This window comes from Lentzea fradiae (assembly GCF_900100955.1).
In the GTDB taxonomy this organism is placed as follows: Bacteria; Actinomycetota; Actinomycetes; order Mycobacteriales; family Pseudonocardiaceae; genus Lentzea; species Lentzea fradiae.
Genome location: NZ_FNCC01000018.1, coordinates 84,903 through 109,225, shown reverse-complemented (window position 1 = coordinate 109,225; position 24,323 = coordinate 84,903). Strand labels below are relative to the sequence as shown.

Genomic DNA, 24,323 nt, shown 5'->3' with positions numbered 1-24,323 from the left:
GCAGCAAACTGTAGTACAGTTCAACTGCAGGGCAACCCGATAAACTCGGCCTCATGTCCGCCCTCGAAGGACTCTCGGTACGCCGCACGACGACGGCCCAGCAGCTGGCAGACGGCCTGGCCGAACGGATCATGGCCGGTGCCTTCGGCCCTGGTGACAGGCTCAGGGAGAGCGCCATCGCGACGGAGCTCGGTGTCGCGCGCAACACGATCCGCGAGGCCGTGCGCATCCTGGAGCTGACCGGCCTGGTCCGGTACGAGGTCAACCGCGGCGCCGTCGTCATCGCGCCCACGCGCGAGAAGGTCGAGGCGCTCTACACCGCCCGCGAACGGCTGGAGACCGCCGCGATCGTCCGCACACCCCGGCCGGAGCAGCTCGACGCGATCGTAAAGGCGTTCGAGGAGCTGGAACAGGCCGCGCGGGCCGGTGACGCGGCCCTGGTGGTCGACCGCGACCTGGCGTTCCACCAGGCGATCGTCGCCTTGCTCGACAGCACGCGCCTGGACGAGTTCTTCGCGTCACTGACGCAGGAGCTGCGCTTCTACCTCACGGTGCTCAGCAAGTCCGAGACGCCGGAGGAGGTCGTCGCCGAGCACCGGCTCATCCTCGACGCCATCCGCCTCGGCGACCACGACCGCGCGGTCGCCGAGATCCGCGCGCACGTCGAGACAAGCGTGCACCGCCTCAACGAGCTCCTCTAGGTGCTGCGCCAGAGGTCCAGTCCCACGTTCGCCCGTCACACACCCGCCCGTGTGTAATCCGTCAGTCCCCCCGATGCCTCCGCGTGACGTGGCTATAGGACGCGGGGTCCCCGCGTTCGAATGGAAAGGACGTGGGGCCCCCGCGTACCCGGCGGGAAACACGAAAGTGCGTTGCGAATGGGCGGGGTGTTACGGACAGCATTGCCGGAAGCGTGCTTGGCGGTCAGCGCGGCGGCCTGCCCGGCTCCGTCGGGATCGTGAACGGCGGACGCCCGGGGTTGCCCGGATCGGGGTTGCCGGGGGACGGGTTCTGGCCGGGGTCGGGGTTCGGCGGCGGTTCCGGCGCGACCGGCGGCGGCACGTACCCGGTGCTCACCGACAGGGTGATCACGGTGCCGCGCAACGCGTTCCCGCGCGGCGTCTGGCTCACGACGGTGCCCTTGCGCGCCTCGGAGTTCACCTGTTGCTGGGTCGTGCGGTATCCGGCCTGCTCCAGGACGCGGACGGCGTCGTTGACCTGGCGGCCCACCACGTCCGGGATCTGGATCTCCTTGCCGCCCTTGAGGTAGCGCGGCTCGACCGGCGGCAGCTGCGAGACGGGGAACGGCTCGTGCACCTTCGTCATCGTCTCGAACCACGTCCTGGCCGGGATGGTGCCGCCGAAGATGTTGCCGTTGCCGCACAGCCGGGGCGCGCCGGTCACGCAGATCGGGCGGGGGTTCGTGCCGTCGTTGAACGTCTGCACGGCACCCGCGAAGTCCGGGGTCGCGCCGATGAACGCGGCCGACTTGTACTCCTCGGTGGTGCCCGTCTTGCCGATCATCGGCCGGGTCCACTTCGCGGCGCGGGCCGCGGCCGACGCGGTGCCGCCCGCCAGGTCGTCCTTGCTCATGCCGGCGGCGAGGCCGTTCGCGAGACCCTCGGCCACGACCTGCTCGCACGGCGCCTCGTTGACCGTGACGGGCTTGCCGTTGCGGTCCAGCACCTTGCCGATCGGCGTCGGCGGGCACCACTTGCCGCCGCTGACGATGGTGGCGGCGACGTTCGCGAGCTCCAGGGTGGACACCGGCGCGGGGGAGAGCGTGAACGACGCGTTGCCGCCGTTCTGCTTGTAGAACTCCGTCTGCGAGATGCGGTTCTGCTTGTCCTTGGCCTTCGGGTCCGGCCGCGTGCCCTGCAGGTTCGTCGCCATCGTCTCGCGCATGCCGAGCCGCGAGGCCATGTCGACGACCGGGTCCATGCCGGTCTGCTCCTCCAGGATCACGAAGCCGGTGTTCGGCGACGTGGCGAGGGCCTGTTGCAGCGTCATCGACGACGGGTAGCTCGAGTCGAAGTTGGACAGGCAGTACCAGCGGGTGGCCGGCTCACCGGTGCCGGGACAGCGCTGGGCGCCGCCCTTAAAGACCCGGGAGGTGTAGGACGACGGCGTCTGGATGACGTTCTCGATGCCGAGGCCCTTCTCCATCGCGGCCGCGGCGGTGAAGACCTTGTAGACAGAGCCCGCGCCGAACTTGTTCTCCACGCCGCTCGGCAGGTCGTAGGTGGTCTGGCGGAGGTCGGCCTTCAGGCCGTAGTCGCGGTTCGCGACCAGCGCGAGCACCTCGTGGCGCTCCTTGCCGGGCTTGACGACCGCCATCGTGTTCGCGATGCCGTCGGTGGTCTTGGGGACGCCCGCCTCGGCCGCGGCCTTCGCGTTCGCGGTGATCTGGCGGTCCAGGGTGGTCTGGATGGTGTAGCCGCCGGTGCGCAGCTGCTCCTCGCTGAACCCGGCGCGTTGCAGGTAGTTCATGACGTACGAGCAGAAGAAGCCGTTCTCCGGACCGGCGCCGACGCAGCCGTTCGGCGGGGTGCGGACCGGGGTCGCGAGCCCCAGCCCTTCCTTCTTCGCCGCCTCGCCCGCGTCCCGCGACAGCTTGTCGTTCTCGACCATCCGGTCGATCACCTTGTTGCGGCGTTCCAGCGCCTTGTCCGGGTACGCCTCGGGGTCGAGCGCCGACGGGCTGTTCACCATCCCGGCGAGCATCGCCGACTGCGGCACCGTCAGCTTGTCCGGCGTCGTGCCGAAGTACGCCTGGGCGGCGGCCGCGATGCCGTAGATCGTCGAGCCGAACGGGACGACGTTGAGGTAGCGGGCGAGGATCTCCTCCTTGCCCAGCTTGCGCTCGAGCTGCAGGGAGATGCGGGCCTCGCGCATCTTGCGCGCGATGGTCTGCTCCTGGGCCTTGGCCTGCTCCAGCTTGTTGTTGCGGGCCACGACGTGGACCAGGTAGTTCTTGACGTACTGCTGGGTCAGGGTGGACGCGCCCTGCGACACCGAGCCGCTGACCTGGTTCGTGAGGCCCGCGCGGATGGTGCCCTTCCAGTCGACGCCCTGGTGCTCGTAGAACCGCCGGTCCTCGACCGAGATCAGCGCCGCCTTCATCGTCGGCGAGATCTTCTCCGGCGGCGTGAGCACCCGGTACTGGTCGAACAGGTAGGCGATCGGCGCGCCGTCCTTGTCGGTGACCGTGGTGATCAACGGGGGATCCGTGGTCACCAGGTCGGCGGAGATGCTGTCCACGGTGTCGCTGGCGCGGTTGGAGACGAGGCCGGTCGCGCCCACGACGGGGAACAGCATGCCGGCGAGGAGAACCCCTGCCAGCAGGCACAGGCCGAGCATCTTGAGCACGCCATTCCTGACTCGCACGCGGGTCAGCGTACGCCGTACACGAACGGGTGAGCGTGATCAGGAACTCTCGTTACTCAGCATGAGTAGTCATACGCACGACAGGTAACAGTCGGGTGACCCAGGCTTGGACAGGGAACCGAACGGCACTACAGTCCGTCAACGTCCAAGGAATGCAGTCGTAGCTCGAACGCTACGGCATCCGTGGCAGGGGTGTGGCGGATTTCCACATTTGGACAGCACTGAGGAGTGGGGGATATGAACCAGGGGGATTGGCGTATCAACGCTTCGTGTCGTGACGAGGAGCCGGACCAGCTCTTCGTCCGGGGCGCGGAGCAGCGCAAGGCGAAGCTCGTGTGCCTGGGTTGCCCGGTGCGCATGGAATGCCTGGCCGAAGCGCTGGACAACAGGATCGAGTTCGGGGTCTGGGGAGGCATGACCGAGCGCGAACGCCGCGCTCTGCTGCGCCGCAGGCCGGACGTGGAGTCGTGGTTCGAGCTGCTCAGCCACGCACGGCAGGAGCACGTCGAGGACTCGCGGGTCGGATAACCGCTACTCGCCGGCGAGCCGGCGACCTATCTCCCGCAGACCGTCCAGGTCGTGCACGTCCGCGGGCAACGCGGGCACGCCGACCAGCGGGACACCGGGGTGGGCACGCGTGAACCGGGCCAGCAGCCGCTTTTCCCGATCGGCGACTGCGACCCGGTCCGCGTGCAGCCTCAGCACCGCCGCCGCGAGCGGCGCCTCACCCGAACGGTCGAGGTCGTCGGCCGCCGCGAGCGCCTTCGCCGCCGGCAGATCCCCCGCGAGCACCGGGTGGGTCCTGTTCGCGACGAGCCCGCACAAAGGCATGCCCTCCGCGCTGAGGCGCTCCACGAAATAGCTTGCCTCGCGCAGCGCGTCGGGTTCCGCGGCCGCCACGACGACGAAACCCGTGCCCGGAGATCGGAGGAGTTCGTAAGTGCGCTGGGCACGTTCGCGGAATCCTCCGAACATGCTGTCGAAAGCCTGTACGAAAGTCGACGCGTCCTGCAGCAGCTGACCGCCGACGATCGTCGAGACGGCGCGCGTGAAAAGGCTGAAGCCCGTTCCGACGATCTTCATCAGACCGCGTCCGCTCGCCCGCGCGGGCGCCGAGAGCATCCTGATGAACTTCCCGTCGAGCACCGTCGAGAGCCGCTGCGGCGCGTCCAGGAAGTCGAGCGCCGACCGGCTCGGCGGCGTGTCGACGACGATCAGGTCCCACTCGTCCTGCGCCACGAGCTGGCCCAGCTTCTCCATCGCCATGTACTCCTGCGTGCCGGAGAACGACGACGAGATGGTCTGGTAGAAGGGGTTCGACAGGATCTGGTCGGCCCGGTCGCGGCCGGCGTGCGTGAGCACCATGTCGTCGAACGTGCGACGCATGTCCAGCATCATCGCGAACAGCTCGCCCTTGGGCTCGAAGCCCTCCACGACGACCTCGCGCGGGTGGTTGTCGAGCTCCCGCAGGCCGAGCGACTGCGCGAGCCGCCTGGCCGGGTCGATGGTCAGCACGACCACGCGTCTGCCGCGTTCGGCCGCCCGCAGCGCCAGCGCCGCCGCCGTCGTCGTCTTGCCGACGCCGCCGGAGCCGCAGCACACGAGCACGCGCGTGTCCGGGTCGTCGAGCAGCGGGTCGAACTCCAGCCGCGAGAAGGCGCCGGTCACCGCACACCCGCCGCGACCAGCACCTCTGCCAGCTCGTAGAGCGCCGCCACGTCGACCCCGTCGGTCAGCTCCGGCAGGTCGATCGTCGGCAGGTCGGACTCGCGGAGCAGCTCCATCGCCTCCTGTTGCGACCGCACCCTGATGGCGTGCTCCACCGTCTCGTCCACCAAACCCTCGAGCGTGAACTCGTCGAGGTCGAGACCGGCGGACGCCAGCCCGTCGCGCACCCGCGACCCGTCGACCCTGCCCTCGGCCGCCACCGGGATCGACCTGGCCGGCAGCCGTTCCGGCTGGACCCGGTTGACCAGCACCGCGCCCGGCCGCAGGTCGGCGGCGTCGAGCTCGGCGACCGCGTCGAGGGTCTCCCGCACCGGCATCTCCTCCAGCAGCGCGACGAGGTGCACCGCCGTGTCACCCGAGTGCAGCAACCGCACGACGCCCTCGCTCTGCCCCTTGATCGGCCCGACCTTCGCGAGGTCGGCCATCGCCTTCGTGACGTCCAGGAACTTGACGACGCGGCCCGTGGGCGGCGCGTCGAGCACGACGGCGTCGTAGAGGTGGCGGCCGTCCGGCCCCGTCCGGTTCACGCACTCCTTGACCTTGCCGGTCAGCAGCACGTCCCGCAGGCCGGGGGCGAGCGTGGTGGCGAACTCGATGGCGCCCATCTTGCGCAGCGTGCGGCCCGCGAAGCCCAGGTTGTAGAACATCGCCAGGTACTCCAGCAGCGCGGCCTCGGCGTCCACGGCCAGCGCGTGCACCTCACCGCCGCCCGGTGCCGCGGCGATCCGCTCCTCGGAGTAGGGCAGCGGGGGGCGGTCGAAGAGCTGGGCGATGCCCTGCCTGCCCTCCACCTCGACCAGCAGCACCCGGCGGCCGCCCGTGGCCAGCGCGAGCGCCAGCGCCGCCGCGACCGTGGTCTTGCCGGTGCCGCCCTTGCCGGAGACCACGTGCAGGCGGGCTCGGGTCAGCTCCTCGGTCCACGACGTCACACGTCCAGACTATGTGTGAATTCCGTCGAACGTGGATCGGTCGGTCAATCGACCATGGTGAGGAAGAGAACGGCGGCGGCCGTCGCGGCCACCAGCGCCCAGGCCACGACCGACGGCAGCAGGAACGCGATGCTCGCCGTGAGGGCGGCCACGACCACGAGCCCGATCAGCCCGGCCTGCGCGACCTGCCCGCGGTGGCTGTGCTTGCGGTCGCGCACCTGGGCCATGGCGACGAGCACCATCACCAGCCCGCCCAGCGCGAACAGGCTGGTCGCGATGACGCGCCACGTCTCCACGTGATCAAGGTAGCGGGAAGAGCGGCGACCGCGCAGGCGTCGAACGGGTGGCGCGTTAGGCTCCGCGCATGACGAAGTGGGAGTACGCGACCGTGCCGTTGTTGATCCACGCCACGAAGCAGATCCTCGACCAGTGGGGCGAGGACGGCTGGGAGCTCGTCACCGTGCTGACGAACCCCACCGGTGAGCAGCACGTCGCGTACCTGAAGAGGGTGAAGGCGTGAGCGCCTGGACCACCCGGCTCAAGGAGCTGGGCGTCGAGCTGCCCGCCGTCGCCGCGCCGCTCGCCGCGTACGTCCCGGCGACCCAGAGCGGTCCGTGGGTGTTCACCTCCGGCCAGCTGCCGTTCGTCGACGGGCAGCTGCCCGCGACCGGCAAGGTCGGCGCCGAGGTCTCCCCGGAGGAGGCGAAGCGGTACGCCGCGACGTGCGTCCTGAACGCGCTGGCGGCCGTCGACGCGCTCGTGGGGATTGACTCGATCAAGAGAGTCGTGAAAGTTGTCGGGTTCGTGGCCTCCGCCGAGGGCTTCACGGGGCAGCCAGGAGTCGTGAACGGCGCCTCCGAGCTGCTGGGCGAGATCTTCGGCGACGCGGGCAAGCACGCCCGGTCGGCCGTGGGGGTGGCAGAGCTGCCGATCGGCGCCCCGGTGGAGATCGAACTGATCGTCGAGGTGTGACATGTCGGACACGTGCCACGAACTGCTGCTGCGGCTTGCCGGGAGGATTCCCGACGAGCTGCTGTGGAGGTACCGGGACTGGGCGGCGTCCGACGCGTACACGGTGCTCGCGCGGTCGCTCCCGCGCACGCTGCTGCACGGACGCATCCCTCTGACCGATCACGAGATGCGCCTTCTGCAGGACGCCCTCGTGCCCTACGGGGCGGAACCTGGTGCTGTCAGTTCGGTCAAAGGGCTGGACGAAGTGCCCCCCACCGACTACACCTTTTCCCCGGAATCACCCGATCGGGTGCCGATGGGGGATTCCGCGACCGTCGTTCTCGGTGCCACGCTGCGAGGCCGGCACGGGGTCGGAGAAGTTCGCTCCTGCTGGCGCATCGGTCCCTCCGGGGTCAACCGCGTCCTGCTGGTGGCGGCCACGTCCGGCCACGCGCGGCTGACCGGCGAGCTGCAGCGCGTTCTGCGGGCGTTGGGCGAGCACGACCCGTGCGTCGAGGTCGTGCCGTCCGGTCTGGACCTGCCGCCCTACCACCGGGCGGCGCTGGCGGCATCGGAGCTGGTGTGCGCCGGCGCCGAGTCCGAGGAGCACCTGGTGCTCAGCTAAGGAGACTTGACGTGACGAACGACGGTGTCGGCCTGCCGGTCCGTCTGCACGATCTCCTGCTGTCGATGGCCGGGCGGATCGACGACGCCGCCCTGTCACAGGCACGCGAGTTCCTCGCGGTCGGAGAGCTCGACCGCGCGGTCGAGATGCTGGTGGGGACACTCCTCGCCGGCGGCATCCCGGTGCTGCCCGACGAGCGGGCGGCGATCACGTGGGCACTGCACGAGGTGCGCTCGGACGCGTCGCTGACCGACCGGCTGCCGGTCGTCGAGATGCTCCCGTTCATCCGCCACCGCTTCACCTCCGAGACCGACCCGGTCGCGGACATCACCGCGGCGCTGGTCCGCGCGGTGTCGGTGCTGCCGGACGTCCGCTCGGTGCGGGCCGTCTGGCGGTCCTCGCCCGCCGGTTCCACGCCCGGCCCGCTGCCGCAGCGGGTCGTGCTCGTGGACATCGGACCGCAGGGCTTCGCACCCGCGACCGCCTACCGGGTGGACACGGTGCTGCGCAAGGCGGGCGTCCGCGCCGCGGTCGAGGTGCTGACCACCGGCACGCAGCTCGGCGAGTACCACTCCGCCGCGGTGACGTCGTCCCAGCAGGTGCCGATGTCGGGAGCCCCCGCGAGGGTGGCGGAGCCGGTGTCGCCCCAAGGTGCCTGGTTCGACCAGTCAGAGGAACTTCCCGCTCCGGCGCCGGTGGCCGAGCCGACACCGGCGCCGGAGCCAACGGAGGAGACCGGCTCACGTCGCACCAGGACACCGGCGCTCGAGGGGTCGCAGCCCTTCCCGCCCAAGCCCGTGAAGCGCATCCCGATCGCGCCCGCGGAGCCCGTGCAGGAGGCGGAGGCCCTCCCGGAGCCGACGCCGATCAACCGGGCCGAGGTCACCGCCGAGATCAAGGGCGACGAGCTGGCCGCACTGCAGGCCGCGCTCGCCGAACCGCCGGCGGAACCGTCCTCGGTGGACGCCAACCTCAGCGAGCGGGAACGCGCCCTGTTGCAGCAGCTCCACGAGGAGCTGGCGCAGCGGGAGCAGACCGGCCCGCAGGCGACCGACAGCGGCCGCTGGCAGGTCGACCGCTCGGCGCGCCCCACGGCGTTCGGTGCCGCGAACAACGGGCACACCACCACGTAGGCGGTGTGCCCGGCGGATCAGGCCCCGGCCTTGCGCCGGGCCAGGTCGATGATCCGTTGCAGGTGCAGGCCGCGCCGCACGTCGCACTCGTGGGTCGTGGTGCCGCTGTGCACCATGGCCACGAAGTCGTCGAGCAGGTTCGTGAAGCACTCCAGCGCGGGCGTGTCCCGGTTCGTCAGCGTGCGGGCGCCGTTCGTGCCGAAGACCGTGAGGTCCGCGAACGGCGGCTGCAACGGCAGCGACAGGCACAGCGAGGCGGTGCTCGTGGCGCCACCCTCGTGCTTCAGGATCAGCTGCCACAGCCCGGCGTCCGAGACGGTCGCCGCGACCACGTCGGTGATCTCGCCCAGCGCCGCGTCGAGCAGGTCGAACGCGTGCGGGCCGACGTCGTCGAGCGCGCCCTTGTCGTGCCGCCACGGCGAGTTCGAGAACGGGCCCCGCAACAGCGCCCCGGAGATCCAGCGGGCGTCGGCGCCCGTCCAGCCACCCGTGCGGTGCAGCTGGGCCAGCTGCTCCTTGGTCTCCTGCGCGTAGCGGCGGGTCAGCACGACGAGCGACGCCACCCCGGCCGCCTCGACGGCCGCGACGAGCCGCTCCGCCACCTCGACGCTCTCCGCGATCGGCTTCTCCAGCACCAGGTGCTTGCCGGCCTCCGCCGCCTCGACGGCCATCGGACCCTGCACGCCCGGCGGCACGCAGAACGCCACCGCGTCCACAGCGGACAGCAGCTCGGCGTAGTCACCGAACGGCTCGGCGCCGTGAGCGTGCGCGAGCTCCCGCGCCGCCTCCGGCCGCCTGGCCCACACACCGGTCAGCGTGGTTCCGGGGTGGTTCGCGATGCCGGGGGCGTGCACCATCTCCGCCCACGGTCCCGCGCCGACGAGTCCTACGCGCAACTGTTCGTCCACTCGCACATCCTCCCTCAGGAGTAGCTGGCCTCGGGGACGAAGATCTCGCCACCGTTGTCGAACCGCAGCCGCAGGCCGCCGTCGGTGGTCTCGCGCTCGGGGTCGTGGTCCCAGCCCGCCGGGACCCGCACGACGTGACCGCGGTCCGGCGTCGGCCCGAGCCAGATCTCGTAGTGGGTGCCGCCCACGAACTGCTCGACCTTCTTCACGTACACGCCCGGCGAGGTGGAGGTCGGCTCGACGCTCACCACCACCGTGCTGTCGGGGAGGAACAGCAGCACGCCCGTCACCGCGGTGAGACCGGTGCCCAGCACGGCGCCGAGCAGGAACAGCAGGATCTTCACCAGGCAACCGGAGACGTTCGTCGCCATCACACCATCCTCTTGTAGGCGCGGTCGTACGCTCGGAGGATGCCCGACGACATGACCTTGCCGGGAAACCTGGTACCCAGCACACCGCCCGCCCAACCCGTGCCCGCCCGCGACGCCGTCACCGTCGTGCTGCTCAGGGACGGTGCCGCCGGACTGGAGGCGTTCCTGCTGCGCCGCGTGAAGGGCATGGCGTTCGCGGGCGGGATGTCGGTGTTCCCCGGCGGCGGTGTCGACCGGCGCGACGCGGACACGTCCGTCGCCTGGGCCGGTCCGCGGCCCGAGTGGTGGGGCACCGTGTTCGGGGTCGACCCGCTGACCGCCAGGGCGTTCGTGTGCGCCGCGGTCAGGGAGACGTTCGAGGAGTCGGGCGTTCTGCTCGCCGGTCCGGACGCCACGTCGGTCGTGGCCGACACCTCGGCGTACGCGGGCGCGCGCCAGAAGCTCGTGGACCGCGAGCTGTCGCTGGCGCAGTTCCTCGCGTCCGAGGGCCTCGTGCTGCGCGCCGACCTGCTGCGGCCCTGGTCGAACTGGGTGACCCCGTACGAGGAGCCGCGCCGGTACGACACGCGGTTCTTCGTGGCCGGGCTGCCGGAGGGGCAGAACGCCGACGGCGAGACGACGGAGGCGTCCGACGCGTCCTGGCAGACCCCGGCCGACGCGATCAGCGACGCGTTCGAGGGCCGCCGGATGCTCATGCCGCCCACCTGGCGCACGCTCGACGAGGTGGGGGCGCTGGGCAGCGTCGCGAAGGTGATGGCGGCGGAGCGCAGTGTCGAGAAGATCATCCCCAAGCTGATCCGCGACGGCGACGTGATCAGGGTGGTGCTGCCGTGAGCGGGTCCCCGCTGATCGGTGCCCGCGCGGAGCACCCGTTGTACGGCGAGCTGCGCCAGGTGACGCCGCACGCCGCCGTGCTGCTGGCGGACAACCCGTCGCCGATGACGCTCGACGGCACCAACACGTGGCTGCTGAAGGCCCCGGACGCGTCGTCGTACGTCGTCGTCGACCCCGGCCCTCTCGACCAGGCGCACCTGGAGCGGATCGCGTCGGTAGGCCCGGTCGCGGAGATCCTGCTGACGCACGGCCACCCGGACCACTCGGAGGGCGCGCGGACGTTCGCCGAGATGGTCGGCGCTCCGGTGCGGGCGCTGGACCCGACGTTTACGCACGGCTCCGAGGGCCTGGTGGACGGTGACGTGGTCACCGGTGCGGGCCTGGAGCTGCGCGTGCTGGCCACGCCCGGCCACACCGGCGACTCGCTGTGCTTCGTGATCGACGGCGAGGCCGTGCTGACCGGCGACACCGTGCTGGGCCGCGGCTCCACCGTCGTCGCCCACCCGGACGGCAAGCTCGGCGAGTACTTCGAGTCGTTGCGGCTGCTGGCCGAGCTCCCGCCCGGCACCGCCGTCCTGCCCGGCCACGGCCCGGAGCTGCCGGAGGCCGGCGACGTCGCCCGCGCCTACCTCGCCCACCGCACGCAACGCCTGGAACAGGTCCGCCGCGCGGTCACCCGGCTGGGTGGTTCTCCCACGCCGCGCCAGGTCGTCGAGATCGTCTACGCCGACGTCGACCGCGTCCTGTGGCCTGCGGCGGAGTGGTCGGTGCGGGCCCAGCTGGAGTACCTGCGCACCGATTGAGACGGAGCTCTTTCACGGCGTGGTGATGACCGCTAACGTTCCGCAGTCGTCCGAGGCATCCGAAATTGTCAGGGGTGCCCGCTAACGTCCGCAGGCATGGACCTCACCGCCACGACAGCAGACCTCGCGAGCGCCGCCGCCGAGGTGGCGCGGCTGCTGCCGGCCCGCGTGCTCGACCCGGTCCTCGCCGGGCTCCGGCTGCGGGCGGGGACGGACGTCGAGATCGCGGGCAGCGACCAGGAGCACGGCGTGCGCCTGACCGTCAACGCCACCGTCCACACCGAAGGAGAGGTGCTCGTGCCCGCGAAACCGCTGGCCGCCACCCTCCAGGCGCTCGACGACCCCCAGGTGAGGCTCAAGGTGGAGGGCCAGCGCCTGGCCGTCCGCACCCCCACGTCCCGGTTCGCGCTGCCGCTGCTCGACCTGGCCACCCACCCCGGCGTGCCCGAGCTGCCGCCACTGCGGGGCCACGTCGGCGCGGCGAGCCTGCGCATGATCACCGCCGTGGCGGGCGCCGCCTCGAAGGACGACGCGCTGCCGATCTTCACCGGCATCCGCGTCCAGTCCGACGAGCAGAAGCTGCACGTCATGGCCACCGACCGCTACCGCATGGCGTACGCGACGCTGCCGTGGGAGCAGTCGGGCCGCATCGACCTGCTCGTCCCGGCGAAGCCGCTCACCGAGGCCGCCCGCCAGGCCCACGGCCGGGTGGCGCTGCACGCGAACGAGGACCGCATCGCCCTCGCCTGGGCCACCAACTCGATCTCCACCGCGCTCTTGGCCGCTCCGTTCCCGGACGACCGGGCGCGCCGACTACTGGAGGCAGACATCGACAGCACCGTGCTGGTCGACGCGGACTCGCTCGCCCGCGCCGTCCGCAGAGCCACGCCCTACGGCGGCCCGCACCAGGCGGTCACCATCCAGGTCGAGGACTCCGAGATCCGCGTCAAGGGCAGCGACCCGCAGCAGGGCGAGTCCGAGGAGTTCGTCAAGGCCACGGTCGAGGGCGACCGCCTGACCAAGACCTTCCAGGCCCGCTACCTGGCCGACGCGCTGAAGGCGTTCGCCGGCCGCCGGATCGAGCTGAAGATCCAGGACGGCCTCCGCTCGACGGTGCTCACGTCGCCGCCGGGCGAGGACGGCGTGGAGCTGACCTACCTGGTGGTCCCGATGCGCTCGGTGGCCTAGCCACTGCGGCCTAGCCACTGTGGCCGGGCCGCTCGGGCGGGCGGGCTCCGGTGGGGCCGCTTGGGTCGGGCTGTTCGGGCGGACCTGTTTTGGCCGGGCCGTCACTGCGCGGGCACCTGTTCGGCACGATGTGCGGCTGCGATGTGCGGCGCTCGCCAGGACGCTTCGCGCGGCACCCGGCTGCGATGCGCCGCCGGCGGGCACCCTCACCGAGTGCCCGCCTCACGACCCGGAAACCTCCGGCCGTGCGACCCCGACCCAGCCCGCCCCGCTCCTCGGGCCTTTCGGCTCAGCGGGCCGCGAGCTCCATCTCCGAGCGGGCCGGCACGTCGGCCGGAACGCCGCGCTGCACGGTTCCGCGCAGCAGCCACACGGCGAGCGCCACCAGCAGTCCGGCGGCTCCCGCGGCGAGGAACGCGGGCCGGGTGCCGAAGTGCTCGATCAGCTGGCCGGACAGGCCCTGCCCGATGGCGAGCCCGACGGTCACCGAGGTGATCACCCAGCCGAACGCCTCCGCGGCCATGCCGTTCGGCGTGACCTGCTCGATCGCCGCGGAGTGCGCGGTCGACTGCGGCGTGATCAGCGTGCCGACCAGGAACAGCGCCAGCGCGAGGCCGATCAGCGAGGCCGGGATCGCCAGCAGGAACGACAGCAGGGCGAAGCCGCCCAGCAGCACCGGCAGGCGGAGGTGCATCGGGCGCGGCCACGGGCGCATGCCGTAGAGCACGCCGAAGATCACCGAGCTGATCGACCACAGCGACAGCATCAGGCCGCCCATCGAAGCCTGGCCCGCGGCCTTCGCGAACGCGGGCACCGCCACCTCGACGAACCCGATGGTGACGCCGAAGCCCAGTGCGGCCAGCGCCACCGTGCGCATGCCGGGGTAGGCGAACGCGCCGAGCAGCGGGCGCGGCGTCTTCTCGGCGGCGCCCCACGCGCGCACGACCGGGTTCATCGCGAACCACAGCGCACCCACGATCATGAGCACCGACCCGACCACGACGCCGGTGCCCGCCCACGGTGCCGCGAGCAGCAGGCCGGCGAGGCCCGGTCCCAGGATGAAGAAGACCTCCATGCTGATCGCCTCGTAGGCGTAGGCCGCCATCCGCGTCGGTCCGGCCGGCACCATCCGCTCCCACAGCGCACGCGAGGCCGACCCCACCATCGGCTCGGTCGCGCCGACACCGAAGGCCAGCGGGACCAGCACGAACACCGGCATGCCCGCCTCGACGGCGAACACCGAGATCGTCACGAAGACGGCGAACAGCCCGGTCGTGAACACCAGCGGACGGGTCGGACCGAACCGGTCCATCAACCGCCCCTGGATCACGGACCCGAGCGCCACACCCACCAGCGCCGCACCCGACACCAGACCGGCGATCGCGAACGACTCGGTCACGCGCTCGACGTAGAGCAGCAGCGACAGCCCGACCATCGCGATGGGCAGGCGGGCGAGCAACGACGCGACAACAGGACCGCGCATGCCCGGTGTCATCAGGGCAGCACGGTAGTCGGACAGGCGGGCAGAGTGGGACATGTGTACCAGTATGACAAACGTGGTACGCGTGTACCAGATCGGGTGCCGAGAGTCACCACGGTTGCGATTGGGTCACAGCAATGGGATGACCGGGTGAAACGTGCAACGAATCGGCCACATACGAGGTCCTTGAGGGTGAAAGGGCTTGAGTGGTCACGGTGGCGGCGTGCGAAAGTTGAGTCGCTGACCGAAGACCAACCTCTGGCTTGAGGGTCGGGGCCTGCGCGCCAGAGGGATGGAAGGCACGGTTCGTCGGGGGATGGGCCGTGCAACGCAGAGGACCGGTGCGCCACGTCGGGGGTGGCGCCCGGTCCTCTGTGTTTTCGCACCGTGCCGGCCCGCGAGCCGGCGGACGTCTGTGTCAGCGGACGTCTGTGCCGGCGGAGTCCTGTGCCGGCGAACCGTCGCCGCCGCCGACCTGTCCAAGTCACCGGCGAACGTCGCCGAGCAACCCCTGGCCCGAGCACGCGAAAACCCTGCGTCCCCACCGGGGAACGCAGGGCCTGCGTGCGTCGGAGCCGCTCGGCTGCCGGGCCCTAGCGGGCGCGGCGGGCCAGGCGTTCCGGGTCCAGGATCAGGACGCTCTTGCCCTCGAGCCGCAGCCAGCCGCGGTGCGCGAAGTCGGCGAGCGCCTTGTTCACGGTCTCGCGGGACGCGCCGACGAACTGGGCGATCTCCTCCTGCGTCAGGTCGTGCGTGACGCGGAGCAGACCGGCCTCCTGCGAGCCGAAGCGCTGTGCGAGCTGCAGCAGCGCCTTGGCGACGCGGCCGGGCACGTCCGTGAAGATCAGGTCGGCCAGCATGGAGTTCGTCCTGCGCAGCCTGCGGGCGAGTGCGCGCAGCAGCTGCTCGGCGATCTCCGGCCGGTTGGTGATCCACTGGCGGAGCGCGGGGCGGTCCATGGACACCGCGCGCACCTCGGTCACCGTCGTCGCGGTCGACGTGCGGGGGCCGGGATCGAAAATGGACAGTTCGCCGAACATGTCGGAGGGTCCGAAGATCCCCAACAGGTTCTCGCGGCCGTCCGGCGACTTGCGGCCGATCTTCACCTTGCCGGACTGGATGATGTACAGGCGGTCGCCCGGCTCACCCTCCGCGAAGATCACGTGGCCACGCGGGAACTCCACCGTCTCCAGGGTCTGCGCCAGCGCCTCCGCTGCCGCCGGGTCAACCCCTTGGAAGATGCCCGCTCGCGCCAGGGTCTCGTCCACCTCGTCCCTCCTAATCGACGCGACGGCACGCCTACCACCATCTTTGGTGGAGTCAGCGCCGTGCCGCCGATCACTGCGTTGCAGTCTAAGGGCTCTTCGGAGGATCGCCGTTCGGCTCGCCGTCTCGCTCCGAACAACGAGACTGACTCGATCCAGAGCCCAACGAACCAGTCTACGCCATTCGGGTGTGTGTCAACGCACGGCCGTCACCGGACGCGCTTGCGCGCGGTGCCGCGGCCACGGCGGCGGAGGCGGAACATGTCGAGTGCGCGACCGATGCCGTGTCCGTAGAGCGCCTTGACCTCTTCGGGCCTGGCGGACTCCAGGAACTCCTCGACCTCGTTCTCCTGCACGGCAACGTGCCGGAGCTTCGCTTCCACGCGCTCCATGAAGAGCGCGAAGAACATGATCACGATCGGTACGACGATCACAAGCCAGGCAGTCATGATGCTCCGCAGTGTGGCGCATGTGGGATTCGAGTACGGATCTAGGGGTCGCTTCCGGCGTGTCGCCTACTCTGGGTCAGTGCCCGTTACCAAGAAGCCGGAAACCAAGCTCGGCCTGACCCGCAGGGCCCGCCGGATGGTGCGCGTGCTCGCCGAGGGATACCCCGACGCGCACTGCGAGCTGGACTTCACCACGCCGCTGGAGCTCATCGTGGCGGTCGTCCTTTCCGCGCAGTGCACCGACAAGAAGGTGAACGAGGTCACTCCCGCCCTCTTCGCCAAGTACCCGACGGCCGCCGACTACGCCGGCGCCGACAGGGTCGAGCTCGAAGAGATGATCCGCCCGACCGGCTTCTACCGGAACAAGGCGACGTCTCTTCTGGGTCTCGGTGCCGCTCTGGTGGAGCAGTACGACGGAGTGGTGCCCGGCACCCTCGAAGAGCTGGTCAAGCTCCCCGGTGTAGGACGCAAGACGGCCAACGTGGTTCTGGGCAACGCCTTCGATGTGCCCGGCATCACAGTCGACACCCACTTCGGCCGGCTCGTCCGGCGCTGGGGGTGGACCGAGCTGGAGGACGCCGTCAAGGTCGAGCACGCCGTGGGCGAGCTGATCGAGAAGCGCGACTGGACGATGGCGTCGCACTGGATCATCTTCCACGGCCGCCGCGTGTGCCACGCCAAAACGCCTGCGTGCGGTGCCTGCCTGCTGATGAAGGACTGCCCGTCGTACGGCCTCGGGCCGGAGGACCCGGTGAAGGCGGCCAAGCTGGTGAAGGGCGACGAGAAGCCGCACCTGCTCGAGCTCGCCGACCGGGTCAGGGCGGGGGAGAAGCTGGTCGGCTGACCGGCTCCGGGTCCTGGCATCCTTGACGGTGTGACGCTCGCTCAAGGTCCCCGGTCGCGGTGAACAACCGCACGCGCTGGCTCGTCGTCGTGCTCGTCCTCGCGGTGGCCGGGGTCGTGGCGCTGTGGCCGCGGGACGAGGCTCCCGAGACGCCCGTGCCCACCCGTCAGGAGCAGGACGTGGCGGCGTTGCGCGCGCAGGCCCAGCTGCGGCCCTGCCTTCCCGGCGCGGAGGAGGGCGGCGTCGGCGTCACGTGTCTCGCCGACGGCACCCGGACGGCCCTCGCCCTGAAGGGGCCGATGCTGATCAACTTCTGGGCGACCTGGTGCGAGCCGTGCCGGGCCGAGCTGCCCGTGCTGGACACCTACGCGCAGCGGCCAGGCGCCGTGCCGGTCGTCCCCGTGCTCGTGCAGAGCAAGGAGGCCGACGGGCTGGAGCTGCTGACCCGGCTCGGCGTGCGGCTGCCCTCGGTCTACGACGGACCCGACGAGCTGCGCAAGGTCGTGAAGGCGCCGATGACGCTGCCGGCCACGTACTACGTAGCAGCGGACGGTCAGGTCCGGCAGATCACGGAACCGCCGTTCACGGCACCCGAGCAGGTGGAGAAGGCAGTTCGATGACCGAGGCAGCACAGCCACCCGACTGGATGCAGCGCCTGGCCAAGGCGGTCGAGCAGGTCGACGCGAGCACGTTCCCGCGCGACCCCAGGGCACCGACGCGCGCCTACCGCGAGGCGGCCGTGCTGATGCTCTTCGGCGAGTCCGAGGAGCACGGGCCGGACGTCCTGCTGCTGCGCCGGTCGGACACGCTCGGATCGCACCCCGGCCAGGTCGCGTTCCCCGGCGGAGCGTCCGATCCGGACGACGACGGACCCGTCGCCACGGCATTACGCGAGGCTTACGAGGAGACAGGTGTACTTGAGTCAGGAGTGAGACCGCTCGCCCTGCTGCCGGAGGTGCATGTGCCGGTGTCCGGGTTCGTGGTCACGCCCGTGCTCGCCTACTGGGAACAGCCGAGCCCCGTCGCACCCGTCGACCCGGCGGAGACCGCGGCCGTCGCACGCGTGCCCGTGGCGCATCTCGCGGATCCCGCCAACAGGTTCCGCGTGCGCCACCCCGCGGGTTACGTCGGAGCGGCCTTCTCCGCTCCGGGAATGCTGGTGTGGGGCTTCACCGCGGGGTTGATCGACGGCCTGATCGCGCTCGGCGGCTGGGAACAGCCGTGGGACGCGTCGGATGTGCGCGACCTTGAACTAGCGTTGCGCGCTACACAGTGAGGCGGAGGTTCTGGGTTGAACTGGGTTGACCTGCTCGTGCTGGGCCTTGCCGCGATAGCGGCGGTGTCCGGCGCCCGGCAGGGCATGGTCGTCGCGCTGCCCGCGTTCGTCGGTGTGCTCGTCGGCCTGGTCCTCGGCACGCAGATCGCGCCGTTGCTGGTGTCCCAGTTCGAGAACGTCGTCACCAAGGTCGTGTTCGCGGTCGGCATCGTCGTGCTGCTCGTGGCTCTGGGCGAGACGATCGGCGTCTACATCGGCAGGACGATCAAGGCACGGGTCAACGCGTCGCCGTTGCGCGGCGCGGACAACGCGCTGGGCGCGATCGTGCAGGGCCTCGTCGTGTTCGTCGTGGCGTGGATGATCGCGCTGCCGCTGACCTCGGTCGTCGGTCTGCCGGACCTCACGTCGTCGCTCAAGCAGTCGGTGATCCTCGGCAAGGTCGACGAGACGATGCCGCAGGCCGCCCGCGTGCTGTCGGGTGACCTGCAGAAGCTGTTCGACGTCTCGGGCTTCCCGCAGGCGATGGACCCGTTCAACCGCACGCCGCTCAAGGAGGTCGAGCCGCCGAACTCCGAGCTGGCGAACTCCCCGGTGGCGACGAGGCTGAGGGCCTCGGTGCTCAAGGTCCGCGGCCGGGCGCCGTCGTGCTCGCGCGCGCTGGAGGGCACCGGCTTCGTGATCGCGCCGGAACGCGTCATGACGAACGCGCACGTCGTCGCCGGCACGAACGAGGTGACGATCGAGGTCGGCCGCGGCCAGTTCGACGCCACCGTCGTCTCCTACGACCCGAGCACGGACATCGCCGTGCTCGCGGTGCCGGACCTGGAGGCCACGCCGCTGCAGTTCCGGGCGGACGAGGTGCAGCCGGGCGAGGACGGCATCGTGCTCGGCTACCCGCTGGACGGTCCGTACAAGTCGTCGCCCGCCCGTGTGCGCGAGCGGATCTCGCTGCTGCGCGGCCCGGACATCTACGACGCGCAGACGGTGACGCGGGACGTCTACACCGTCCGCGCCGAGGTCCGTTCCGGCAACTCCGGTGGCCCGCTGGTCGACACGAACGGCCGGGTGATGGGCGTGGTGTTCGGCGCCGCGGTCGACGACCCGGAGACCGGGTTCGTGCTCACGGCCCAGCAGGTGCAGCCGATGGTGCAGAAGGCGCCGACGCTGACCCGCCGCGTGTCCACCCAGGGCTGCGCCAACTGACCCACCTCACGTGCGGTTGCCGAAAGTACGCGGGGTCCCCGCGTACTTGTGACGCGTACGAAAGCGCCCCGCGTGAGTGCCCGGAGAGGGTGAAGTGGGTGTGCGGACGGGTGGTTCGCGCCAAGGAGCCGGGCGGTGCGGGTCAGAGGCCGTGCTTGGTGGCGATGCCGAGCAGGACGTAGTCGAGGCCCTCGTCGAACACTGCCTCCGGGTCGCGGTCGCTCGACTCGTGCATCACCTTGCCGAGCATCGGGTACCGGCCGGTGGCGAGCATGCGTTCCATGTACGGGCCGTTGGCGCGCTGCCACTGCTCCTCGGTCATGCCCGTGGTGCGTTCGGCGCGCAGTTCGGTGATCTCGCCGCGGACGGCGCCGAAGACGTAGGCCATGACCGCGCCGACCGCGCTCATCACCTCGTCGATGTCGTCGAACCCGACGGTCGCGAGGGTCGACTCCAGGTGGGTGAGCGCGTTCGGGCCCTGGTGGGGACGGTTGCTGAGCAGGTCGATGAACCACTCGTGCCGCTTGGCCGCCGCCCGGACGCCGTGGGCGACGTGCCGCAACCCTTCCCGCCAGTCCGCTGACGGCGGCGGTGGCGTGATCTCGCCGTACACCTCGTCAACCATCAGGTCGAGCAGCTCGTCCTTGGTCTCGACGTAGCCGTAGAGGCGCATCGGTCCGGCGTTGAGCGCGGCGGCGACCTTGCGGAAGGACACCTCGTCGAGCCCGCCCCCGTCGGCGAGCCTGATCGCGGCTTCGACGATCAGGTCCCTGCTCAGCGGCGCCGGGGACGGCTTTCCGGGAGGCTCCGGGCGCTCCCACACGGTCTCGTTCGACATCGGACTGGACAATACACCGTCTCATCGCGATACAGTGTATCGAGCCAATACGGTGTATCTGGAGGATGCGATGAAGACTTCGGTGCTGGTGGTCGGGGGCGGTCTGGCGGGGACGTCGGCCGCGTTGTTCCTGGCCTGGCGTGGTGTGGACGTGACGTTGGTGGAGAAGCACCCTGGCAGCTCGCCGCACCCGCGGGCGGTCGGCTTCACGGCGCGGACCGGTGAGCTGCTGCGGGCGGCCGGGATCGAGCAGGACCTGCCGGAGAGCCGGATGTCGAAGGGCTTCGGCATCCGGCGGGTGCGGGTCGCGAGCCTGGTCGGCGAACGGTTCGAGGAGACGTTCTGGTCGCCGCCGGCGAAGGTCTCCGACGTCGAGCACTCACCCAGCGCGGGCGTGGGCGTGGCGCAGGACCGGATGGAGCCGATGCTGCGCGAGAAGGCCCGCGAGCTCGGCGCGGACATCAGGATGAGCACCAGGATGTTGGAGTTCGTCCAAGACGACGACGGCGTCACGGCCGTCGTCCAGGGTGACGGCGAACCGTACGAGATCCGCGCGGACTACCTGGTGGCCGCGGACGGGCACCGCAGCCCGATCCGCGAGGCGCTCGGCATCACCCGCAGTGGCCGCGGCTACATGCACACGTCCCGCAGCGTGCTGTTCCGCGCGCCGCTCGACGAGTACCTCAAGGACGGCATCGGACAGTTCGTCGTGGACGGTGTCGGCTTCCTGACCACTTACGGCGACGGCCGCTGGGTCCTGATGCTCGACGACCGCGAGTACGACGAGGCGGAGCTGCTGCGGCAGATCAACCGGGCGATCGGCCGCGACGACCTGCCCGTGGAGATCATCACGACCGGCCGGTGGACGATCAGCGCTTCGGTCGCCGACCGGTTCTCGCAGGGCCGGGTGTTCCTGGCGGGCGACGCCGCGCACACGCTGCCGCCGAGCCGCGGCGGGTTCGGGGCGAACGTCGGCATCGAGGACGCGCACAACCTCGCGTGGAAGCTCGCCGCCGTCCTCAACGGAGAGTCACGACCGTCCCTCCTGGACACCTACGACGTCGAACGGCGGCCCGTCGCGCTGCTCTGCCACCAGCAGATCTTCGCGCGCAACGACGGCCACGACCGGGACGGCAAGAAGGAGGAGGGGCCGCTCTACGAGAACGACGCCATGCACTTCGGCCTGCTCTACCGCTCGGCCGCCGTGCTCGGTGCCGGTCCCGAGCTGCCGCCCGCGCAGCTGCCCGAGCAGTGGAACGGCCAGCCCGGCACGCGAGCGCCGCACGTGTGGATCGAGCCCGGCAAGTCCACGTTGGACCTCTTCCAACGCGGCTGGGTGCTCGTCGCCGACCACCCGCAGTGGGAGGAGGCCGCGGCCGGACTCGGCCTCCGGTACGAGCGCGTGGAGCGGCTCGACGTGTTCGGGCTGTCCGAGAAGGGTGCCTCGCTCGTCCGGCCGGACGGCTACATCGCCTGGCGGTCCGTGGAGCTGCCCGCCGACCCGGCGCACGAGCTGAAGAGCGCGTTCAGCTCGACTTCCGCAGGAACTCGGTGATCAGCCGGCTCGTGGTGTGGGGTGCCTCCTGGTTCGGGAAGTGCCCCACCTCCGGCAGGTAGCGGAAGTCCGACTCCGGCCCGAGCCACGGCAGCGACTCGCGCGCCGACGACTCCAGGGTGATCGGGTCGAGCGCGCCCTGGATCTGCAGCACCGGCACCTCCAGCGGCTTGTCGACCGCCTCGGTGAACCGGCGGCCGTCGCTGCGCAGCTGTGACCGCACCGCCCAGCGGTAGTACTCCATCGCGCTGTGCGCGACGCCGGGGATCGTCATCGCCTGCCGGCAACGGCGGATGACCTCGTCGAACTCCGGCGCCGACCGCCACTTCGGACCGGCCCACGCCGACAGCAGCTTGGCGACCTGAAGGCCGTTCTCGCCGGTCAGCCAGCGCTCCGGGTGGATCGGCAGCTGGAAGCGCAGCACGTGCGAGTTCACCCGCGGGTGGCGGCGGAACGCGCGGCGCATCGCGAGCGGGTGCGGTGCGGACAGCACCGAGACCGACGACACCACCCGCGGGTGCAGCGCGCCGACCGTCCACGCCGTCGCACCGCCCCAGGCGCTGCCGACGAGGTGCGCGCGGCGGGCGCCGAGCGCCTTGACCAGCCCGGCGACGTCACCGGCGAGCGTGAACCCGTCGTAGCCGCGCGGGGGCTTGTCCGAGTCGCCGTACCCGCGCAGGTCGACGGCGACCGCGCGGTACCCGGCCTCGGCCAGCGCCGTCAGCTGGTGCCGCCACGACCACCAGAACTCGGGGAACCCGTGCAGCAGCAGCACCAGCGGTCCGTCGCCGAGTTCGGCGACGTGCAGGCGGATGCCGTTGGCCGAGACGTCGCGGTGCGTCCAGGGGCCAGCGACCCGCACCACCGACGGGTCGGGCTTGCGGCTCAGTCGGAGTCACCCTTGCGCTGGGTCAGCGCCGTGACGGTGTCCCTGGCGGCCGCGATCGACTTCTCCGGTGCCCTGATCTTGCGCACCTTGCGGTAGCCGAGGAACGCGAACAGCACGGCGGTCAGCATCATCACGGCGAAGACGAGCCCGAAGCCCGCCCAGTAGCCCCAGCCGAACCACTCGGCGAACCCGAACCCGAGCGCCATGAAGAGGAAGAACAGGCTGAAGCACAACACCGTCAGCGCGACGATGAAGAAGACGCTGCCCTTCACACCCTTCTTGACCTCGGCCGCGATCTCGCCCTTGGCGAGCTCGACCTCGGCTCTGACCAGAGTCGACACGTGGGCGGTCGCGTCGCGGACCAGGCCACCGATCGTGGCTTCGGCTGTCGGGTCGTCCGCGGTCAGCGGAATCGACGCAATGTGCTCCCTGGTGGTCACTCCGACATCGTGCCATGCGCCCGGCTGCGGCGAATGAGCAACACCGCCGCGAGCAGCGAGGCGATCATCGAGGCGAACAGCACGGCGGCCTTCGCGGTCTCCGGTTCGGCCAGCGAGAGCTCCGCGATGAGCAGGCTGACGGTGAACCCGACACCGCCCAGCACCGCGACCGCCACGATGTCGCGCGGCCCGGCACCGGACGGCCAGACCGCCGCCTTGAGCCACACGGCGAGCGCCGAGGCGCCCACGATGCCGATCACCTTGCCGACCACGAGGCCGACGACCACGCCGATCGCGATCTTGTCGGAGAAGAGCTTGCCGATCGCCTCGGCGCCCACCGGCACACCCGCCGCGAACAGCGCGAACACCGGCACCGCCACCCCGGCGGAGAACGGCTGCAGCCGGTGCTCCAGCCGCACGGCCGGCGCGTGCTGCTCGTACGGGTCGCGCTTGACCCTCGTCAGCAGCGCCAGCGCGACGCCCGCGATCGTGGCGTGGATGCCGGACTCGTGCATGAACCACCAGGTCCCGAGCGCGATCGGCACGTAGAGCCACGCGCTGGTGACCCGCCTGCGCTGCAGGAACCAGTACAGCGCGAGCAGCGCCACGACGGCGGCGCCCGCGAGCAGGTTGAACTGGGCGGTGAACAGGACGGCGATCACGATGATCGCCCCGAGGTCGTCCACCACGGCGAGGCTGAGCAGGAACACCCGGATGCTCGACGGCAGCCCGGACGCCGTCAGCGCGAGCACGCCCAGCGCGAACGCGATGTCCGTGGCGACCGGGATCGCCCACGCCTTCTCGATGCCGGGCTCTCCCCAGCCGATCGTCAGCGCGATCAGCGCGGGCGCGACCATGCCGCCGGCCGCCGCGATGACCGGCAGGGTCGCCGCCTTGAGGTTCGACAGCTCGCCGACGACGAGCTCGCGTTTCAGCTCCAGGCCCGCGACGAAGAAGAAGATCGCCAGCAGGCCGTCCTTGGCCCAGTCACCGACCGACAGCGGCCCGAGGTGCAGGTCGCGCAGCCAGAAGTACGTCTCCGAGATCGGCGAGTTCGCCCAGACGAGCGCGATGGCCGTGGCGACGAGCAACACGGTGCCGCCCACGGTCTCGGTGCGGAGGTAGCGGGCGAACTCGGCGGCGACGGTCTTCTTGCTCGACACGGTGCTCCCGGGGCGGTCGGCGGGCATGGCGATTCCACGCCGACCAGACTTCCCGGCACACCTG

Annotated in this window: 27 protein-coding genes; 14 read left to right on the top strand and 13 right to left on the bottom strand. The window is 70.8% G+C overall.

The window, feature by feature from the left end:
- Positions 1-53 precede the first annotated feature (53 nt).
- A complete protein-coding gene (locus BLT23_RS34605; protein WP_090057900.1) occupies positions 54-701 on the top strand; it encodes a GntR family transcriptional regulator in 648 nt (215 codons plus the stop codon).
- Between the two features lie 223 nt (positions 702-924).
- Here BLT23_RS34605 and BLT23_RS34600 read toward each other — a convergent pair whose 3' ends face one another.
- Complete coding sequence (locus BLT23_RS34600; RefSeq protein WP_090057897.1) at positions 925-3,387, bottom strand: penicillin-binding protein; 2,463 nt, start codon at positions 3,385-3,387, stop codon at positions 925-927.
- Between the two features lie 237 nt (positions 3,388-3,624).
- On the opposite strand from BLT23_RS34600, the gene BLT23_RS34595 reads away from it, so the two are divergent.
- Complete coding sequence (locus BLT23_RS34595; RefSeq protein WP_090057895.1) at positions 3,625-3,915, top strand: WhiB family transcriptional regulator; 291 nt, start codon at positions 3,625-3,627, stop codon at positions 3,913-3,915.
- A 3-nt stretch (positions 3,916-3,918) separates the two neighbouring features.
- Here BLT23_RS34595 and bagB read toward each other — a convergent pair whose 3' ends face one another.
- From bagB to BLT23_RS34580, 3 genes are read right to left on the bottom strand one after another with little or no spacing between them, the layout of a single operon-like run.
- Complete coding sequence (bagB, locus tag BLT23_RS34590) at positions 3,919-5,055, bottom strand: ATPase BagB (RefSeq protein WP_090057892.1); 1,137 nt, start codon at positions 5,053-5,055, stop codon at positions 3,919-3,921.
- Complete coding sequence (bagA, locus tag BLT23_RS34585; protein ID WP_090057890.1) at positions 5,052-6,044, bottom strand: ATPase BagA; 993 nt, start codon at positions 6,042-6,044, stop codon at positions 5,052-5,054. The genes bagB and bagA overlap by 4 nt, the downstream gene beginning before the upstream one ends.
- A 44-nt stretch (positions 6,045-6,088) precedes the next feature.
- Positions 6,089-6,340, bottom strand: a complete 252-nt coding sequence (locus tag BLT23_RS34580; protein WP_090057887.1) for a hypothetical protein — start codon at positions 6,338-6,340, stop codon at positions 6,089-6,091.
- 68 nt (positions 6,341-6,408) lie between these two features.
- Here BLT23_RS34580 and sp36 point away from each other — a divergent pair, with 68 nt between their 5' ends.
- Genes sp36 through BLT23_RS34560 form a run of 4 tightly spaced genes read left to right on the top strand, consistent with a single transcriptional unit; the run spans position 6,409 to position 8,753 of the window.
- Positions 6,409-6,564: a Sp36 family protein gene (gene sp36 / locus BLT23_RS34575; RefSeq protein WP_086668176.1), complete on the top strand. Its 156-nt coding sequence runs from the start codon at positions 6,409-6,411 to the stop codon at positions 6,562-6,564.
- Complete coding sequence (locus tag BLT23_RS34570; protein ID WP_090057883.1) at positions 6,561-7,016, top strand: RidA family protein; 456 nt, start codon at positions 6,561-6,563, stop codon at positions 7,014-7,016. Before sp36 ends, BLT23_RS34570 begins: the two co-directional genes overlap by 4 nt.
- Before the next feature lies 1 nt (position 7,017).
- Complete coding sequence (locus tag BLT23_RS34565; RefSeq protein ID WP_090057881.1) at positions 7,018-7,620, top strand: hypothetical protein; 603 nt, start codon at positions 7,018-7,020, stop codon at positions 7,618-7,620.
- An 11-nt stretch (positions 7,621-7,631) separates the two neighbouring features.
- The gene (locus BLT23_RS34560) at positions 7,632-8,753 is read left to right on the top strand and encodes a hypothetical protein (protein ID WP_090057878.1); all 1,122 of its coding nucleotides are present in this window, start codon (positions 7,632-7,634) and stop codon (positions 8,751-8,753) included.
- A 17-nt stretch (positions 8,754-8,770) separates the two neighbouring features.
- Here BLT23_RS34560 and BLT23_RS34555 read toward each other — a convergent pair whose 3' ends face one another.
- Together BLT23_RS34555 and BLT23_RS34550 are read right to left on the bottom strand one after the other, a co-directional pair.
- Positions 8,771-9,661, bottom strand: a complete 891-nt coding sequence (locus BLT23_RS34555) for a Gfo/Idh/MocA family protein (protein ID WP_090057877.1) — start codon at positions 9,659-9,661, stop codon at positions 8,771-8,773.
- A 14-nt stretch (positions 9,662-9,675) separates the two neighbouring features.
- On the bottom strand, positions 9,676-10,032 hold the full coding sequence (locus BLT23_RS34550; protein WP_090057874.1) for a hypothetical protein: 357 nt from the start codon (positions 10,030-10,032) through the stop codon (positions 9,676-9,678).
- A 39-nt stretch (positions 10,033-10,071) separates the two neighbouring features.
- Between BLT23_RS34550 and BLT23_RS34545 the strand changes: the two genes are divergently transcribed.
- The 3 genes from BLT23_RS34545 (at position 10,072) to dnaN (ending at position 12,857) form a co-directional block, all read left to right on the top strand.
- Entirely contained in the window at positions 10,072-10,866 is a 795-nt protein-coding gene (locus BLT23_RS34545) for an NUDIX hydrolase (RefSeq protein WP_090057871.1), read from the top strand.
- A complete protein-coding gene (locus BLT23_RS34540) occupies positions 10,863-11,669 on the top strand; it encodes an MBL fold metallo-hydrolase (RefSeq protein ID WP_245744501.1) in 807 nt (268 codons plus the stop codon). Before BLT23_RS34545 ends, BLT23_RS34540 begins: the two co-directional genes overlap by 4 nt.
- Positions 11,670-11,765: 96 nt before the next feature.
- Positions 11,766-12,857 (top strand): DNA polymerase III subunit beta, encoded by a 1,092-nt coding sequence (gene dnaN, locus BLT23_RS34535; RefSeq protein WP_090057869.1) that lies wholly within the window; start codon positions 11,766-11,768, stop codon positions 12,855-12,857.
- A gap of 289 nt (positions 12,858-13,146) precedes the next feature.
- On the opposite strand, the gene BLT23_RS34530 is transcribed toward dnaN, so the two are convergent.
- From BLT23_RS34530 to BLT23_RS34520, 3 genes are all read right to left on the bottom strand, one after another.
- Positions 13,147-14,394 (bottom strand): MFS transporter, encoded by a 1,248-nt coding sequence (locus BLT23_RS34530; protein WP_090057865.1) that lies wholly within the window; start codon positions 14,392-14,394, stop codon positions 13,147-13,149.
- 536 nt (positions 14,395-14,930) lie between these two features.
- Positions 14,931-15,605 (bottom strand): Crp/Fnr family transcriptional regulator, encoded by a 675-nt coding sequence (locus tag BLT23_RS34525; protein WP_030469453.1) that lies wholly within the window; start codon positions 15,603-15,605, stop codon positions 14,931-14,933.
- 206 nt (positions 15,606-15,811) lie between these two features.
- Positions 15,812-16,051 carry a hypothetical protein gene (locus BLT23_RS34520; RefSeq protein WP_090057862.1) on the bottom strand — a complete coding sequence of 80 codons (240 nt, stop codon included), beginning with the start codon at positions 16,049-16,051 and terminating at the stop codon, positions 15,812-15,814.
- Between the two features lie 136 nt (positions 16,052-16,187).
- Here BLT23_RS34520 and nth point away from each other — a divergent pair, with 136 nt between their 5' ends.
- The 4 genes from nth to BLT23_RS34500 are packed head-to-tail and all read left to right on the top strand — an operon-like array spanning position 16,188 to position 19,374.
- Entirely contained in the window at positions 16,188-16,895 is a 708-nt protein-coding gene (gene nth, locus BLT23_RS34515) for an endonuclease III (RefSeq protein ID WP_245744511.1), read from the top strand.
- 59 nt (positions 16,896-16,954) lie between these two features.
- Positions 16,955-17,515, top strand: a complete 561-nt coding sequence (locus BLT23_RS34510) for a TlpA family protein disulfide reductase (RefSeq protein ID WP_090057859.1) — start codon at positions 16,955-16,957, stop codon at positions 17,513-17,515.
- The gene (locus BLT23_RS34505) at positions 17,512-18,171 is read left to right on the top strand and encodes an NUDIX hydrolase (protein ID WP_090057856.1); all 660 of its coding nucleotides are present in this window, start codon (positions 17,512-17,514) and stop codon (positions 18,169-18,171) included. The genes BLT23_RS34510 and BLT23_RS34505 overlap by 4 nt, the downstream gene beginning before the upstream one ends.
- 15 nt (positions 18,172-18,186) lie before the next feature.
- Positions 18,187-19,374, top strand: coding sequence for a MarP family serine protease (locus tag BLT23_RS34500; RefSeq protein WP_090057854.1), 1,188 nt, complete (start codon positions 18,187-18,189; stop codon positions 19,372-19,374).
- Between the two features lie 142 nt (positions 19,375-19,516).
- Here the strand turns inward: BLT23_RS34500 and BLT23_RS34495 are convergent, their stop codons facing one another.
- Positions 19,517-20,212 (bottom strand): TetR/AcrR family transcriptional regulator C-terminal domain-containing protein, encoded by a 696-nt coding sequence (locus BLT23_RS34495; RefSeq protein WP_090057850.1) that lies wholly within the window; start codon positions 20,210-20,212, stop codon positions 19,517-19,519.
- A 70-nt stretch (positions 20,213-20,282) separates the two neighbouring features.
- On the opposite strand from BLT23_RS34495, the gene BLT23_RS34490 reads away from it, so the two are divergent.
- Complete coding sequence (locus BLT23_RS34490) at positions 20,283-21,767, top strand: FAD-dependent oxidoreductase (protein ID WP_090057848.1); 1,485 nt, start codon at positions 20,283-20,285, stop codon at positions 21,765-21,767.
- Here the strand turns inward: BLT23_RS34490 and BLT23_RS34485 are convergent.
- From BLT23_RS34485 to nhaA, 3 genes are read right to left on the bottom strand one after another with little or no spacing between them, the layout of a single operon-like run.
- Positions 21,739-22,656, bottom strand: a complete 918-nt coding sequence (locus BLT23_RS34485) for an alpha/beta fold hydrolase (RefSeq protein WP_090057846.1) — start codon at positions 22,654-22,656, stop codon at positions 21,739-21,741. The two genes, BLT23_RS34490 and BLT23_RS34485, sit on opposite strands and share 29 nt — an antisense overlap.
- Positions 22,653-23,096, bottom strand: coding sequence for a phage holin family protein (locus tag BLT23_RS34480; RefSeq protein ID WP_090057842.1), 444 nt, complete (start codon positions 23,094-23,096; stop codon positions 22,653-22,655). The genes BLT23_RS34485 and BLT23_RS34480 overlap by 4 nt, the downstream gene beginning before the upstream one ends.
- On the bottom strand, positions 23,093-24,286 hold the full coding sequence (nhaA, locus tag BLT23_RS34475) for a Na+/H+ antiporter NhaA (RefSeq protein ID WP_090057839.1): 1,194 nt from the start codon (positions 24,284-24,286) through the stop codon (positions 23,093-23,095). The genes BLT23_RS34480 and nhaA overlap by 4 nt, the downstream gene beginning before the upstream one ends.
- Between the last annotated feature and the right edge of the window lie 37 nt (positions 24,287-24,323).